This window comes from Serratia sp. Ser99 (assembly GCF_024519545.1).
Taxonomy (GTDB): domain Bacteria; phylum Pseudomonadota; class Gammaproteobacteria; order Enterobacterales; family Enterobacteriaceae; genus Serratia; species Serratia liquefaciens.
Genome location: NZ_JALJRT010000007.1, coordinates 133,698 through 149,085, shown reverse-complemented (window position 1 = coordinate 149,085; position 15,388 = coordinate 133,698). Strand labels below are relative to the sequence as shown.

Sequence of the window (15,388 nt, the reverse complement as noted above, 5' to 3'; positions counted from 1 at the left end):
TTAACGTAATAAAGTCAGCAGCGGCGCCTGCTCCCGCACCCTGCTCTCGCCACTGGCCAACACCTCGACGTAGTCATCGCTGTTGCTGATGATGATCGGCGTAGTGGTGTCAAAACCGGCGGCGCGGATCGCTGCCTGGTCAAACTCAATCAGCAGATCGCCTGGCTTAACCCGATCCCCCTCTCGCACATGGGCGCTGAAATGCAGCCCGTCGAGCTTGACGGTATCTATACCGACGTGAATCAAGATCTCCGCACCGTCGTCCGATTCAATGCCGATGGCATGCCGGGTTTTAAACAATGAGGCCACGTGTCCGGCGACCGGTGAAACCACTCGGCCCTGCAATGGGACAATCGCTACCCCCTTGCCCAATAAACCGCTGGCGAAAGTCGCGTCGTTCACCTGCTCCAGCGGCAATACGTCACCGGCAATCGGGCTGACGACGGACTGTTTGCGATTAAGCGGGGCTGCAGGCGCCTGCTCGGCGACAGCTTCAACGGGGACCACGCCGAACAGATAGCTGGCCACCGCCGCAAAGCAGAACGACAGCAAGGTACCGGCAATCGCGCCCCACACCGTGGCGTCAAAGCCACCGGCGGGAATAATCTGCGCAAAGGTGAAAACGTTCACCAGACCAAAGGAATAGGTGGCAGTGTGGAAATAACCGATCACCGCTCCGCCCAGCGCCCCCCCGATACAGCCGAAAATAAACGGCCGCTTGTTCGGCAGGGTCACGCCATAAACGGCGGGCTCGGTGATACCAAAAATCCCTGCGCCGATAGCAGAACCTGCCAGCGCCCGAAGTTTGGCGTCACGGGTACGCAACATCACGCCCAGCGTGGCCCCCACCTGCCCCATCACGGCCGGCAGCAGCAGCGGCACCATGGTGTCGCGGCCAAACACGCTCAGGTTGTTGATCATCAAGGGAACCAGTCCCCAGTGCAGGCCAAAGATCACGCACACTTGCCACATCGCGCCCATAAACGCCCCGGCAATAATTGGGTTAAAGGCGTAAATACTCTGATAGCCATTGGCCAGCAGATGGCTGAGCCAGGTGGCCGCCGGGCCGATCAGCAGGAAAGTCAGCGGGACGGTGATCACCAGGCACAACAGCGGCGTAATAAAGTTGCGGACCGCGCTGTGGATCACCCGGTTAAACAGCGGCTCCAGGCGGCACGAAATCCAGGCGGCAAATATGATCGGAATGACCGACGAGCTGTAGTTGATAAAGGTCAGTGGGATACCGAAGAAATACTCCCGCACCGCATCGGGCTGCTGGGCGGCTTCAAACGCCGCCATCATCAGGGGGTGGGTCAAAGCACCGCCGATCGCCATGCTGATGAAGGGGTTACCGCCAAATTTTTTCCCAGCGGTGTACCCGAGCATGATGGGCAAAAAGTAAAACAGCGCATCACTGGCAGCAAACAGCATTTTAAAGGTGCCGCTGCTCTCAAGCAGCCAGTCGCAGGCCAGGCTCAATGCCAGGAAGCCTTTCAGGATCCCCGAAGCGGCCATCACCCCCAACAGCGGAGTAAAAATGCCGGAGACCACGTCGATAAAGCGGCTGAAAAGATTGTCTTTTTTGTCACCATCTTCCGCCACCGCCTCACGCTCGCTCAGGCCGCCCACCTGATTGACCGCGTTGTAGACGTCGGCCACATGGTTGCCTACCACCACCTGAAACTGCCCGCCGCTTTCCACCACCATGATCACACCCGGATTTTTTTTCAGGGCGGCGGCGTCGGCACGGCGGCTGTCGCGCAGCTTGAAGCGCAGGCGAGTGGCGCAGTGCACCAGGCTTTTTACGTTGTCGCGGCCACCGACGCCGGCCAAAATCTCACTGGCTAATGCTTCATATTTCATCGCGATATCCTTCAATCCTGCATTCTGCCAAATCCCATTCAGCGGTGGCCAATCGCCGCCACAGAATTCAGCGCAAAAAAAAACCTAAACCTCATGGCCTCTGCACCCACGAAGGGAACAGAAGCACGAGGTTTAGGTTTTGCCTGCCTGAGCAGTGACAACCCTAAATCGGCTGAGTTATGACGTTACCACCCGACTTTTTGTCGAGGCAAGAGCTTGCGACGGCAAATTACCGAACTGTGATCCGCCGTACAAAACAGCGTCAGTGAGCGAAATAGTGCATGCCGCCGTCTACCGGAATCACCGCACCGGTGATATATCGCGCGAGCGGGGAACAAAGAAACGCGGCCAGATGAGCCATGTCTTCCGGCTCGCCAAAATAGCCGATCGGGATATTCTGTTCGATAAATGCCAGGCGCGCGGCGTCGGTCGGGTGCAGTTTTTCACGCACCTGTTCGCTATTAATCCGCCCGGGCTGCAGCGTATTGACGGTAATGCCCTGCGCCGCCACCTCTCCCGCCAGCCCCTTGGCCCACAGATGCAATGCGCCTTTAGCGGCAGTGGCGGCGTTTAAACTACGCGGCTCCATCGAGCCACTGATGTTGATGATCCGGCCCCATCCCTGCGCCTGCATGCCGGGCAGCAGTGCGTGGGTGACCCGACGCGCCGGCGTGAAATTCAGGGCAAACGCCTCTTCCCAACCCGCGTCGCCTTCGTTCAGTGCGGTTGGACGAGCCCCGCCGACGGCATTAATCACAATGTCTATCGTGCCGAAGCGTTGCTGCACCTGAGCAAGCAGGCTGTCGAGTGCTCCTGCATCGGTGATATCCGCCGCAATCACGTAAGGCCGTATGCCACCGCTTTTCGCGATCTCATCTGCCAGGGCCAGCAGGCGATCTTCACGACGGGCGGTAGCCACCACGGTAACGCCCTGCGCTGCAAATACCCTGACCATACCCGCACCGATTCCTTCACTGGCGCCGGTCACCAACGCGACGCGATCCTGCAGTTGCAAATTCATAAGATTACCTTATTGAATAATTCAATTTGGTTTCAAACATAACGGCATTGAATCACACCCCGCTCTGTGTGAATATTCCATAAATTTGCAACGATACTGTGCAGGAATTCACTGATGTTCGATTGGCAGGATTTAAAACACTTTGTGGTGCTGGCGCGTACCGGTTCATTGTCGGCAGCGGCGCGAGAAATGGGCTGTGATCACGCCACCGTGGGCCGCCGAGTCGCAGCACTGGAGAAAGCGCTCGGTCTGCGGCTGATCCTCCGCCTGCCGCGCAGCACACCGCTGACACAGGATGGCAAAATGATTGCCGGCCTGGCTGCCGAGATTGAAAACCAAAGCCATGCCATTATCCGTCATGCGCGCAGCGCCGGCGAAACACCGCAAACCCAGGTGCGCATCAGTGCACCGCCGTCGATAGCCGCACGGGTTATCGCACCGGAGATTGCGAAATTTCATCAGGCTTTTCCGCATATTACGTTGATACTTTCCGGCGAGTCGGCCATCGCCGAACTGGACCGTGGCGATGCCGAAGTGGCGGTGCGGATGGTACGTCCGCAACAACCAGATCTGCTGGTTCAGCGCATCGGCATGATGCGCTACGCGCTGTACGCCACGCCGCAGCACGCAGCCCTGCCGGAAGCCGCACGGGCCTTTATCGCTTATGACCACCACTACCAACACCAGCCCCACCAGCAGTGGCTGCAGCAACTGTTGCAGGGCCGCCCGGTGGTTTTTGAGGCCAGCGATCTGTTCTCGCTGCAAGAAGCCGCGCGTTCGGGGCTAGGTGCCGTGGTATTGCCGACGTTTGTCGCCGATAGCGACCCAGATCTGGTGGTTTTACCCACCCCCATCGCCGCGCCAACTCGCGAGCTGTGGCTGGTCACTTATCCCGATCTGGCGCGGTCCGTTGCCGTACGCGCAGTGATGACTTTTCTGGCGGATACCATCGAAAAAAAATGCCCATTGGTGACATAAAACATCAGCAAGGCTAATTGATGCTGGACAAAAGTCACGCAGGGGATTATTACTGATCACCGCGTAATTCACTTTAGGGACAGCTGAGATCATGACTTTGCGTACTGAGTTTGGACGAATTCTGATTACCGGCGCGGGCGGCCGGGTCGCTACGGCATTCCGTCAGTCCGTTGGCAATCGCTATCAGCTGCGGCTGGCGGAAAGAGACGTCAGCCTGTTGCACAATCTGCAGCCGGACGACGAGATCATCAGTTTTGATATCGCCGATATCGAAGCTTGCCGGGCGGCCTGCGCCAATATCGATACCGTACTGCACCTGGCGGCCGATCCTTCCCCCGATGCCGATTTTTGCAATTCACTGATGGACAACAATATCCTCGGCACCTTCAATATCTTCCGTGCGGCGAAGGACGCCGGTTGCAAACGCGTGGTGTTCGCCAGCAGCGCGCAGGCGGTGGAGGGCTATCCGTTGGATTACCAAATTCGACCGCAGGACGCGCCCAAGCCGAAAAATCTGTACGGGGTCAGCAAAGCGTTTGGCGAGGGCATCGCCGCCTACTTTGCCCATCAGGAGGGGCTGTCTTCACTGTCGGTACGCATCGCCAACTTCACCACGTTGGAACGCGGTGAACAACTCAGCGCCCGTGATATGAGCGCCTTCCTCAGCCATCGCGACGCCGCCGATCTGCTCGAACGCTGCCTGCGCATTGAAGGCGTGCACCATGCGGTGGTGCACGGCGTTTCCAACAACCGCTATAAGCGCCTGTCGCTGGAGGAAACCACCCGCCTGCTCGGCTACTACCCGCAGGACGATGCCTTCAGCATCCTCGGTTTCGACTAAAGCTTGCTATCGATGCGCTGCAGCAGATAAGGGAAAAACGGGTTAGAGGCAATGCGCATCAGCGAATCCAGATCGACCACCAGCACCGAACGTTCGCCACGCGCTGCCAGCGTGCCCAGGCTGATGCCGAACTCGCCGCGCAGAGCCGGGAAGCGGCCATAAAGCGAATCGCTCACCGGGAATGGCAGTGCCACGTGCGACAGCGAATAGATGTCCGCCGGATAGGTCATGCCCAGTGGCTGTACGCTTTGCGTCGTTTCTCCGGCCGCTGTCACACTGGCAATGGCCTCGCTACTCTCGGGCGAGGCGTTGGCAATCACCGTGGTTTGATAACGGCGCGGCGGAGCAGGCAACAGTTGGCTGACCGCCGCCGCCGCATTGGGTCGCAGCAAGGGCCCAAAGTTTACCGTACGATTGACGTCAAACAGCACCAGTTCGCTGCCGTTAGCCGGCAATTCATTATATAACGCGCGGATCACCGCCCGCGTACTGACGGTCGAATCCATTACCGACTGGAAGGTCAGCACCGGCGCCAATTTGTCCAGCTTGCCGTCACGCGCTGCCCGAGCGATTTGCTGTTGCAGACCGTTGCTGAGAAGGTAAGACTGACGCGCGCCGTTCACTGGAAATGAATTGTATTTGAAGGGGTTAAACTCCGGCAGGACGCCGAGCCAGGCCGCTTTGGCAAACGCCGGAAACACCGCTGGCCAGCCGGCAATACCGGCGAAACGGGCAAAACTGGTCACGCCAATCATCGGTGAGATCAACACCAACCGCTGCGGCGCCGCTAACTGCGGATCGTCCAGCGCATCCAACGCATACTTCATCGCCAGCGCACCACCGTTGGAAAAGCCCACGATATGCAGCGGCTTGTCGCCTCCGGCCTTGCTGCGCGCCTCGCGCACGGCTAAACGCGTTGCCGCCAGCCAGTCGCGCCATTCAATATCGGTCAGTGCCCCCGGCACCGTACCGTGCGCCGGCAGGCGAATACCTACCGCCACATACCCCTGCTGCCGGTAGTTCTCAGCGATATGCCGCAGGCTATAAGGCGAATCTGTCAGGCCGTGCAGCAGCACCACCGCACCACGGGGTTCGCCCTGCGGCAGCAATTCGTAGGAGCGGTTCCAGTCGTGGGCAAAATGTTCCGGGTAGACCGGGCTGCCGTCAAAATAGCGGTTGAGCGGAATGCGTTCGCTGGCGGAGAGTTTGTCCGTGACGTTAACTTTCACCTCGTCAAACACCCGGCTCTCTGCGGCCAGATAACCTTGCCAGTTGGTTTTATCCAGCTCGGCGGCCGACAACTCGTGCGGCACAAAAGTATGCCAAGGCTCCAACGCAGGGCCGCGCTGAGTATCGTAAACCCGCACCGCAAACAGCGTGAGCAAGACGGTGACGCCCACTATCGTCAGTCGTTTGGTCCATTTAATTATCGCCCTGGAAGGCATGCTCACTCCTGAATTCGCGGTTATCCAGCAGCGATTATAGAAGCTAAACGCCCGCAGGGTCAGCTCACTGACCGCCAACTTCTACTCGCCTATTTTTAGAGCCTGCTCACAGAACGCGCATTTCCCGGCCTTTTTCACGGATAAAAATTGATCTGCCAACCGAATGTTTGTAGGTTTTCTGTAACGATACACTAAAACGTTATAGTTAAAGATTAAGACACAAAGTATCGTCCCGTTCCCCCCTGTCCCTACCGCATTGCCCAGCAGGGGAATCATCTTCACCACCAGCATCGCAGGCTGTCTGCGATCGGGAGCCAGGCTCATGAAATCAATGACATGCCGCTTAACGCCGCGCCTGTTTATCACGTTGTTATTTATGCTGTTTACCCTGCCGCTGCGCGCCAACGCCGCCGAAGTCAACCTGCGGGTGTATTCATCGTTACCCGACGATGGCTACTCCGCACACGCTATCTGGTTCAACCGTTTCAAACAGAATTTGGAGCAGCGTCTGCCGGGTAAAATTGCCCTCAACTATTTCCCGAACGGCATGCTCGGAAAAGAAGCCGATGCGGTGCAGCAGGTGCGCATCGGCGCGATCGACATGATGATCTCCGGGACTTCCATCTGGGCCACGCTGGTGCCGGAGATCGGCGTGTTGGATCTGGGTTATCTGTTTAATGACAACCAACAGCTGGGCCGGGCGCTCGACGGCCAGGCAGGCCAACTGCTGAGCGCCATGTTGGCCAAACAGAGCAATATCAAGGTGCTGGGTTACGGTTTCAGCCTGGGGGCGCGCAACATTTACAGTAAAAAACCGCTGCAGTCGCCGCAGGATCTTAATCGGATGAAGGTGCGGGTGCTGCCGGCCCCCAATTTCATCGCCACGCTGAAAAGCATGGGCGCTACGGCAATCCCAATGCCCGGCGGTGAGGTTTACTCCGCACTGCAGATGGGAGTGATCGACGGCGTGGAACACGATGCCGCCACGGTGTACACCAGCAAGTATTACGAGATCGCCAAAAACGCCACGCTGACCCGTCATATCTATAACCCGATAGTAGCCACCATCAGCCAGGCGGCTTTCCAGCGCATTCCGCAAGACCTGCGTGACGAGGTGCTGGCCGCGGCCAACGAAGCCACCCTTTATGAACGCAAAATTGCGGCGGAAAAAGAAATTCAGGCCATGGAAAAACTGAAAGCCGCCGGCGTGATTTTCAGCGAAACCGACCGCGACTATTTCCGCCAGCAAACCCTGCCGCTGCAGGCGGCATTTACCGCTAAGTATCCACAGGCCAAAGCGGTGCTGGACGCCATTCATGCCGCAGCGCAGCCGTAACGCGCCCCGGCGGAGGATTTGCTATGACCCTTCCTGTAACCCTTGAAATGAGCGTGAAAAAAGTGGCTATTCTGACGCAGTTAAGCCGCGGCCTGACCCGCTTTACCGCCTGGGGCGGCGCACTGGCGCTGCTGGTGAACGTGGTGGTGGTATTCGCTTCAGTCGTCTGGCGCTACGCGCTGCACAGCCCGATCGAATGGGCTGAAGAGGTGGCGCGAGCGCTGATGGTGACGCTGGTGTTCTTCGGCGTCGCCACCTCCACCGGGCGCGGCAGACACATTGGTGTCGATCTGTTTCTGCGCTGGCTACCGGAAGCCACCCGGCCGTATGTGGTGCATGCCAGCCGCTGGGTTTTGGTGTTGGTGGCATTGGGGCTGACGGTATCCAGCTTCAGCCTGGTCGGTATTTCGCTGCCGCAGACCACCGAGCACGGCCTGCCGCAGGCAATTTTCGTGGTGCCGGTATTTATCGGTGCCGCGGTGATGTTGGTCAGCGCGCTCGACCACGCCTGCCAGGCGCCGCTGAAAGTGGTGTTAACCAGCGCCGCCGTTGTCGCGCTGTTGGGTGGCGCGGGCTACCTTAGCTTGCATACTGCCACCGGGCTCAGCTCGCTGCCCGCCGCGTTGATGCTGGCCTGCTTTATTCTTGGCATTATCTCCGGCGTGCCGATCGCCTTTACCCTCGGGATGTCGGCGATGGTGTTTTTCCTCAGCGATCCGTCGCTACCGTTCGTCTTCTTTGCCCAACAGGTCACCGCCGGCGTCGACCATTTCGTGCTGCTGGCGATCCCGTTCTTTCTGTTGGCCGGCGCGGTGATGGAAGTCAACGGCATGTCGTCACGGCTGGTTGAGCTGATCGTGCGCGGCATGGGGCGCTATCGCGGCGGCCTGAACATGACGACGATTTTGTCGATGGCGTTTTTCTCCGGCATTTCCGGTTCCAAGCTGGCGGACGTCGCCACGGTCGGCGGCGTGCTGATGCCGGCGGTACGTCGGGCTCGCCAACCTGCCGAAGAGTCTGCCGGGGTATTCGCCGCTTCAGCCATTATGGCGGAGACCATTCCCCCCTGTGTAAACCTGATCGTAATGGGCTTTATCGCCAACATTTCGATTGGCGCGCTGTTTATCGCCGGGCTGATCCCCGCCCTATGCCTGCTGGTATTGCTGCTGATTGCCGCCGTGATATTCGGCAAACGCATCAACGTCGATGACGCCTACCCGGTACGGATGCCGACGCGCCAACTGCTGATCGGCGCCGCCGTCGGTCTGGTCATGATTTTGATGATCGGCAAGGGGGTGGTGGCCGGCATCGCCACCTCCACGGAGATCTCCGCCTTCGCGGTGGTCTACGCCATCGTGGTCGGGCGGTTGGCCTTTGGTGAGCTGACGCTGAAAGCTACCCTGAAGCTGTTTGTCGACACCGCCGCGCTGTCCGGCATGCTGCTGTTTATCGTCGCCTGCGCCACCAGTTTGTCCTTCGCTCTGACCATCGAAATGATCCCGCAGCAGTGCGCACAGCTGCTGGTCGCCATCGGCGCAGACTACGGTCCGTGGCTGTTCCTGCTGCTGTCGATTGTCATCCTGATTATCTTCGGCGCAGTGCTGGAGGGCGCTCCGGCGCTGATTATCTTTGCGCCGATCCTGGTGCCCATCGCCACCCAGCTCGGCTTCAACCCGTTGCACTACGCCATTGTGATGATTCTGGCGATGGGTTTCGGCCTGTTTTCCCCGCCGATCGGCCTGGGGTTGTACACCACCTGCGCCATCTGCGGCGTCCCGATGCAGGACGTGATTAAACCTATGGCCAAATACCTGCTGATCGTGCTGTTCGGCATCATCGTTATCGCGCTATTCCCGGCGCTCTCCACCTGGTTGCCGACGCGGCTGGGCTACTGATTTTCTCAAGCAAGGAGTCACACCATGTTCTCTGATTTAACCGACAAACGCGTATTGATCACCGGTTCCACCGCCGGTATCGGGCTGGCGACCGCCGCCCTGTTCGCCCGGCACGGCGCCAAGGTAGGCATTAACGGCCTGCGCAGTGAGCCACCGGCAGAGATCGCCACCTTCCCCGGTGAATGCGCATTCTTCTCGGCCGATCTGTCGCGCTCCGCCGGCTGTGAGGCATTGGTGGAAGCCTTTGTCGCCCGCTTTGGCGGCATCGATATTTTGATCAACAACGCCGGTGGATTGGGCGGTCGCAACGGGCTGGAAGCGATAGACGACGAGTTTTTTGATCGAGTGATAGATTTGAACTGCCGCTCGGCGCTGATGGTGACCAAATTCGCTATCCCTCACCTGCGCGCTTCGGCTCGCGAGAATGGGACGACCGCCAGCGTCATCAGCACCGGCTCCATTGCTGCACGCGAAGGCGGCGGGATCGGCGCCGGGCTGTATGCCAGCGCCAAAGCCTGGTTGCACAATATCCACCGCAACTGGGTGAAGGAGTTCACCCAGGACAATATCCGTTTCAATATCGTGTCGCCAGGCAGCATCGACACCGCCTTCCATCACGGCAAGAGCGACGAAGTGCTGGGTAAAATGCGCGCTTCCATTCCGATGGGCCGCTTTGGCCGCAGCGAAGAGGTGGCGCCCACCTACCTGTTCCTGGCCTCGCATAACTGTAGCGGATATATCACCGGGCAAATTATCGACGTCAACGGCGGTCAACTCGCGCCCTAAGGGTCTGTGACTCACTTTCGGCCGCGTGATAAAGTCGGGGTAATGGGTTAATGCAAAACGGGAATGTGATGGCGAATATACGTGATGTGGCACGTCATGCCGGGGTGTCGGTCAGTACGGTATCCAACGTGCTGAACGGCCGAGTCGATCAGATGCGCAAGGATACGCTGGCCCGTATTGAACAGGCGATGGCGGCACTGCAATACCAGCCAAACCGCGCCGCGCAGCAGCTTAAAACCGGGCAGGTCAAAATGCTGGGCCTGCTGGTGCCGTCCATCGTCAACCCCAGCTTCGCTGCGCTGGTGCGCGAAATTGAGCTGGCGGCCAAGCAAAACTATGGTTATCAGGTGTTGCTGGGTGATACCCATCGCCAACAGGAAGAAGAGATCCGTTTTCTCGACGATCTGCTGGCGTTAGGCATTCGCGGCGTAGTAGTTGCCTCCACGTTTTACGATCGCCCCCATTTTCGCGATGCCCTGAAACGCGGCCTGGTGATGATTAACTACGACGAGCGCACCCTGGCCGTCCCTGGCGAGGCGGCGCTGCCGATTGACAGCGTGTCGATGGATAATTGCGCCGCCGGCAGCATGGCGGCACAGCATCTGATAGCCCAAGGCTGCCGCCGTATCGCCTTCGCTACCGCTTCCGGCATGACCAGCAGCCGCGCCAACAAAATTGCCGGTTACCGGCAGGCACTGGAAAACGCAGGGCTGCCGGCCTGGGTGATCGAAGGCAAGGCGCAGTTCGCCTACGGTGATGCTGAAATGGCCGAGTTAGGCAAGACGCTGGCCGAACAAATTTGCCAGAGTGAAACCCGGCCGGACGGCATTGTGGCGCTGAACGACATGTTGGCTATCGGCATGATTTCCTCCTTCCAGCGGCTTGGTGTGCGGGTGCCCGAGGATATTTCAGTTGTCGGCATCGATAACATGTTCCTGTCCGAGCTGTTTAACCCGGCGCTTAGCTCAGTGGCGCCGCCGCTGCGCGAGATGGCGGTGAAAATCGTCGATCGGCTGATTGGTCGGCTGGAAAACCCTGAATTGCCGGTGGAGGAGTTTTTATTCGCGCCTAGCCTGGTGCGCCGCCAGTCGGTCATTAACACGTAACCTCCTGCGGGGCTACGGCTCCGCTCTCTTTCATACTGAATCCATGCTGCGCTAAAGCGCGGCGGGAGCTTCGCTGCGCCCAAAACCGCAGCGGGAGAATAAAAATGAACAATGAATCCTGCGTTTACTGCCATCCAACCAATGAAATCCTGCTGTGGCAAAACCCGCTGTGCCGGGCCATTTTCATTGCCGACAGCCCTTTCCCCGGCTGGTGTCGGGTGGTCTGGCATGAGCATATCGCCGAACTGAGCGATTTGCGTGACGACCAACGCAACAGCATCATGACCGTGGTCGCTCAGGTTGAAGCGCAACTACGGCAATTGCTGACGCCGGCGAAGATCAATATCGCCAGCCTGGGCACCGCACTGCCCCATTTGCATTGGCATATCATCCCGCGCTACCTCGACGACTCACATTTCCCGGAGCCGGTCTGGAGCCAGGCGCTACGCGCGCCAACGGCGAGAACCGTGCCGGAGAATTTTATTGAATTAATGAGGGAACGGCTGGCAATAACGCTGGGGGAATAACAAAACGCCGGGCATGGCCCGGCGTTTACTATTTAATTAAGGCTTTTCGGCGATTTTTCGCAGGTACTCATTATTTTTAAACGCAATGATGATCATTTCGAAACAAACGCGGGTGAACACGCCGCCGATAATGATCGCAAACAGGCCGCGGAAGAACTCACCGTAGAACATCAACCCAATCCCGACAACAATGATGCCCAGCAGGCACAGCCAGTACACGCCGGTGATGATTTTCGGCGTCAGCATCGCATCAAAAAAGAAAATTTTTTTCATTGTAAATCCTTCCTTAGGCCAGTATTTAATTATCCCAGAGGCACCGCATCAGTGCGGCATGCCTTGTTGTCACGCCAGTTATGATAGCGAGTAACGTGACGAAAAGCGCTCAGAAATCAGCAGGCCATTACATAAGGGTTGAGGATGTTTAACAAAATCGGCAACAAAATCCTGGGCGGTTTAGCGGCGCTGCTGCTCAGCCAAAGCGTACTGGCACAGGAAACGCTGATCTTCATGCGGCACGGGGAAAAACCCGCCAACGACAGCGGGCAGTTAACCTGTAAAGGGCTCAATCGCGCGCTGGCACTGCCGGACGTGCTACTGGACCGCTATGGCAAACCTGACTTTATCTTTGCCGCCGGGCCCAAAGAGAATAAGACCGGCAGTTCGCTGCGAGCACTGTCGACCATTATGCCCACCGCGATACGTGTCGGACTGCCGATCGGCATTCAATTCCACGCCGATGACATCGCCGGGCTGCAGCAGGAGCTGCTCAGCGATAAGTACCAAAACTCGCGCATCTTCATCGCCTGGGAGCACAAGAATCTCGATAAGGCAGTGAAGAACATCGTTGCCGCGCGCGGCGGCGACGCCAGTTTGGTGCCCGAATGGCCAGGCAGCGACTTCGACAGCATTTTTGTGGTCACGCTGGATCAGGGCAAGGTTTCGTTCCGGCAAGAACGTGAGGGGTTGACTCAGTTGGCGGAGAGCTGCCCTTTCGCGGGGTAATACCATACTGCCTTCTGGCAGCCCTGCAAGAAGGCTGAAGGTTTCACCGCCTGACCTTTCGTTTTATCTGCCCGATGTCGCCACCGGCGTAATAAGTTCCAGCTCAACGCCCCGCCGGATGGCTTGGCGAGCGTTACTGACGCCCAATTTAACCACTGTATTACCCATATGAAATTTCACCGTGCTCACGGAAATACCTGAAATAGCAGCAATTTCCCCATAGGTTTTACCCATACTCGCCCAATACAGCACTTCCTTTTCTCGTGGGGTGAAAATAGGCTTCTGTGTGTTCATATTATTTTTCTGCATGCCGGGAATTGCCGATCCGGCTAGACGATACATCTGCTCATTAATATCGATCAGTAACATCTGCATAGTCCCGAGATCGGATGAGATACGTTTTTCCAATTCCCCTTGTACGCGACTGCCTATAACGACAGATAATAGCGCCAGATTGTTCAGATGGTCATGCAACACAAAGGTCAATCCATTAACAATATTGTACCGTTTAGAGAGAGAAAATATCTTATCTGTCATCAGAGTAATATTCTCGTCCCATACAAAGGGTGAAGTGCGTTTAGACGCAATCAATACTACCGGGTCAGTGAGTTGGAAATTATTGGTTCGATAGAGATCCAGCCACTCACCCGGATAGCTTGAAATAATAAGTGAATCTGATGGATTGTTCTTTCTGAGAGCGAGGTAGGCATATTCCGGGCTACCGAATGGTAACAACTTCCTATCGATATGATCCCGAAGGGTTTCCGTTATTGTTCGATTTTCATTGAAGGCAGAAAACATACAGGCTCCGTGGCGGTCAGACTTTCCCTTTGGTGATCGAACCTGAACTTAAGTTTAGGTATAGATGGGACTTAAGTACAACTTACGGATTTGGAACCGCAACATATAATGAGTCTCGTTAGGCACTGGAAAAAAAACCTGACCTGTACGGTCAGGTAGCCAACACAGCCAACACCAGGGAAAAATTTCCGGTCAGACAGGGTATACGAAAAATCACTGCTGACCGGGATCCTTACTTTAACACTGCTAATTTATCCTTTCAAATTCATCTGCGCTGACGCTGTTGACCAGCCCCTGTTTGACTAGACGATCTAGCGTCAGTGCAAAGAATGGTGTTCGCCAGAGATAACGTCTTTGAGCCGAGTCCACTGCGCTATTTTAATTTATTATATATTGGACTATTTTATAAACACCCCAACCATTTAATAATAATCAATTAAGATTACTCATCAACATATATATAAATAAAATAGTGCAATAGAAATGATATAAATTATTTATATATCGAAACAAACAATAGCTAAATATCTTTAAATTTAGAAAATCAACTCCAGCATTCACTAATATCAAACTAATGTCTTGTATTTCACTTATGGGATTGAATATCTACAGGAACCTGTAAATATCTTTATTAGCGGTGCTAGGGTAGCGCCGCACTGATTAAGGAAAGATCATGATGACCAGATCCCCCCTTGGTACTACTGCTTCAACAGGGCAAAAATGCCCGGAAAGCGGCGTTTGGAAGGTCGTGGGCACACCATCAACCACCGCCCCCATCGCGAAAGGTAATACCATGCCGCCCTACAATAATAAGGCGGCTACCTGGAAGTTAACCCAGTACGCCTAAGCCTTAAGTTATAAGCCGCCACTTCGGGGCGGCTTTATTGCTGACGTTCAAGCCAACAAAGAAAGTCCATCATTCGCTCGGTAAACTCAGCGTCATTAGCGTTATTGATAGCATGTGCCAGCAGATAATCTATTTCTGTAGCCTTATCAGGATGCCGCGCTAATAATTGCTCGGCATAATCATCAAGCGCTATCGGCCAAAACAGGCTATCAGGATCACGCAGCATATTAGTTGCTCTGATCAGCTTTCTGGCCGCTTCGCGTTTGAGTCGTTGCAGCTCAGCAACCCGAGACCCGCCCGAGATTTTCACACCATAATCTTCCAGCACGGTGCGCAGATCGGCATTTACCGCCCGCGCAATGCGACGATCCGGCCGGAACAGTGGCAGTGCGTTGCTTACGTCATTTCCCCAAAGACAGCGGCAATGGTGTTTCAACCAATAGCCCCAGCTATAGCGATTGGCGGGATTTAGCGCTTCATCGAGGGTGCCAATATCAAAATCCACCTTACTGACTATCGTCTGATGTTGCTGGAAATCCTCACGCCATTGCTCAATAAGCGCCAATTCAGCGTCAGTAGCCCGCCGACTCAGCAACAAGGTGATATCCAAATCGGACTCCCCCGGTGTCGCTTGCCCGCGTGCCACACTGCCATAGAGATAAATACAGTGGATCAAGTCGGGGAAATGGCTCGGCAAGCCTGCGACCAACGCTGTCAGCACAGGCGTGAACGCATCCTGCAATGAGAAGTCGGTTACCGTGGGGATAAAGCCATCGCGGCAGAAGGTCATTGGCTGCTCCGAAGGGGTTTACGCTGGAGAGTGGCGGAAGATCACAGGAGTCGAACCTGCCCAGGACCGCTGGCGGCCCCAACCGGATTTGAAGTCCGGCCGCCCCACCGGGGACGAGGATCTTCCTTCGGGAGTCAGAAGCAAGAGCCT

Annotated in this window: 14 protein-coding genes and 1 tRNA gene; 8 read left to right on the top strand and 7 right to left on the bottom strand. The window is 56.5% G+C overall.

The window, feature by feature from the left end:
• A complete protein-coding gene (gene bglF / locus NR114_RS15490) occupies positions 1–1,863 on the bottom strand; it encodes a PTS beta-glucoside transporter subunit IIABC (protein WP_234529272.1) in 1,863 nt (620 codons plus the stop codon).
• A gap of 262 nt (positions 1,864–2,125) precedes the next feature.
• Positions 2,126–2,884, bottom strand: coding sequence for an SDR family NAD(P)-dependent oxidoreductase (locus NR114_RS15485; protein WP_234529271.1), 759 nt, complete (start codon positions 2,882–2,884; stop codon positions 2,126–2,128).
• 114 nt (positions 2,885–2,998) lie between these two features.
• On the opposite strand from NR114_RS15485, the gene NR114_RS15480 reads away from it, so the two are divergent.
• Both NR114_RS15480 and NR114_RS15475 read left to right on the top strand, forming a co-directional pair.
• Complete coding sequence (locus tag NR114_RS15480; RefSeq protein WP_234529270.1) at positions 2,999–3,862, top strand: LysR family transcriptional regulator; 864 nt, start codon at positions 2,999–3,001, stop codon at positions 3,860–3,862.
• A 91-nt stretch (positions 3,863–3,953) separates the two neighbouring features.
• Positions 3,954–4,703, top strand: coding sequence for an NAD(P)-dependent oxidoreductase (locus NR114_RS15475; RefSeq protein ID WP_122080534.1), 750 nt, complete (start codon positions 3,954–3,956; stop codon positions 4,701–4,703).
• On the opposite strand, the gene NR114_RS15470 is transcribed toward NR114_RS15475, so the two are convergent.
• Positions 4,700–6,148, bottom strand: a complete 1,449-nt coding sequence (locus tag NR114_RS15470; protein ID WP_234529269.1) for a carboxylesterase — start codon at positions 6,146–6,148, stop codon at positions 4,700–4,702. The two genes, NR114_RS15475 and NR114_RS15470, sit on opposite strands and share 4 nt — an antisense overlap.
• A gap of 322 nt (positions 6,149–6,470) precedes the next feature.
• Between NR114_RS15470 and NR114_RS15465 the strand changes: the two genes are divergently transcribed.
• From NR114_RS15465 to NR114_RS15445, 5 genes are all read left to right on the top strand, one after another.
• Positions 6,471–7,484 carry a TRAP transporter substrate-binding protein gene (locus tag NR114_RS15465; protein ID WP_041414090.1) on the top strand — a complete coding sequence of 338 codons (1,014 nt, stop codon included), beginning with the start codon at positions 6,471–6,473 and terminating at the stop codon, positions 7,482–7,484.
• A gap of 23 nt (positions 7,485–7,507) precedes the next feature.
• Positions 7,508–9,379, top strand: a complete 1,872-nt coding sequence (locus NR114_RS15460; RefSeq protein WP_234529268.1) for a TRAP transporter large permease subunit — start codon at positions 7,508–7,510, stop codon at positions 9,377–9,379.
• A gap of 24 nt (positions 9,380–9,403) precedes the next feature.
• Positions 9,404–10,165 (top strand): SDR family NAD(P)-dependent oxidoreductase, encoded by a 762-nt coding sequence (locus tag NR114_RS15455; protein WP_048759418.1) that lies wholly within the window; start codon positions 9,404–9,406, stop codon positions 10,163–10,165.
• A 68-nt stretch (positions 10,166–10,233) separates the two neighbouring features.
• Positions 10,234–11,271, top strand: a complete 1,038-nt coding sequence (locus tag NR114_RS15450) for a LacI family DNA-binding transcriptional regulator (protein ID WP_234529267.1) — start codon at positions 10,234–10,236, stop codon at positions 11,269–11,271.
• A gap of 104 nt (positions 11,272–11,375) precedes the next feature.
• Complete coding sequence (locus NR114_RS15445; protein WP_048759415.1) at positions 11,376–11,798, top strand: HIT family protein; 423 nt, start codon at positions 11,376–11,378, stop codon at positions 11,796–11,798.
• A gap of 36 nt (positions 11,799–11,834) precedes the next feature.
• Here NR114_RS15445 and NR114_RS15440 read toward each other — a convergent pair whose 3' ends face one another.
• The gene (locus tag NR114_RS15440) at positions 11,835–12,071 is read right to left on the bottom strand and encodes a DUF4282 domain-containing protein (protein ID WP_234529266.1); all 237 of its coding nucleotides are present in this window, start codon (positions 12,069–12,071) and stop codon (positions 11,835–11,837) included.
• A gap of 144 nt (positions 12,072–12,215) precedes the next feature.
• On the opposite strand from NR114_RS15440, the gene NR114_RS15435 reads away from it, so the two are divergent.
• The gene (locus NR114_RS15435) at positions 12,216–12,800 is read left to right on the top strand and encodes a histidine phosphatase family protein (RefSeq protein ID WP_234529265.1); all 585 of its coding nucleotides are present in this window, start codon (positions 12,216–12,218) and stop codon (positions 12,798–12,800) included.
• A gap of 63 nt (positions 12,801–12,863) precedes the next feature.
• Here the strand turns inward: NR114_RS15435 and NR114_RS15430 are convergent, their stop codons facing one another.
• The 3 genes from NR114_RS15430 to NR114_RS15420 all read right to left on the bottom strand — a co-directional run bounded on the left by NR114_RS15430 (position 12,864) and on the right by NR114_RS15420 (position 15,364).
• Complete coding sequence (locus NR114_RS15430; RefSeq protein WP_020824702.1) at positions 12,864–13,601, bottom strand: LuxR family transcriptional regulator; 738 nt, start codon at positions 13,599–13,601, stop codon at positions 12,864–12,866.
• Positions 13,602–14,482: 881 nt separating this feature from the next.
• On the bottom strand, positions 14,483–15,238 hold the full coding sequence (locus NR114_RS15425) for a nucleotidyltransferase domain-containing protein (protein WP_176984496.1): 756 nt from the start codon (positions 15,236–15,238) through the stop codon (positions 14,483–14,485).
• Between the two features lie 31 nt (positions 15,239–15,269).
• A tRNA-Sec gene (locus NR114_RS15420) sits at positions 15,270–15,364 on the bottom strand.
• Positions 15,365–15,388 lie beyond the last annotated feature (24 nt).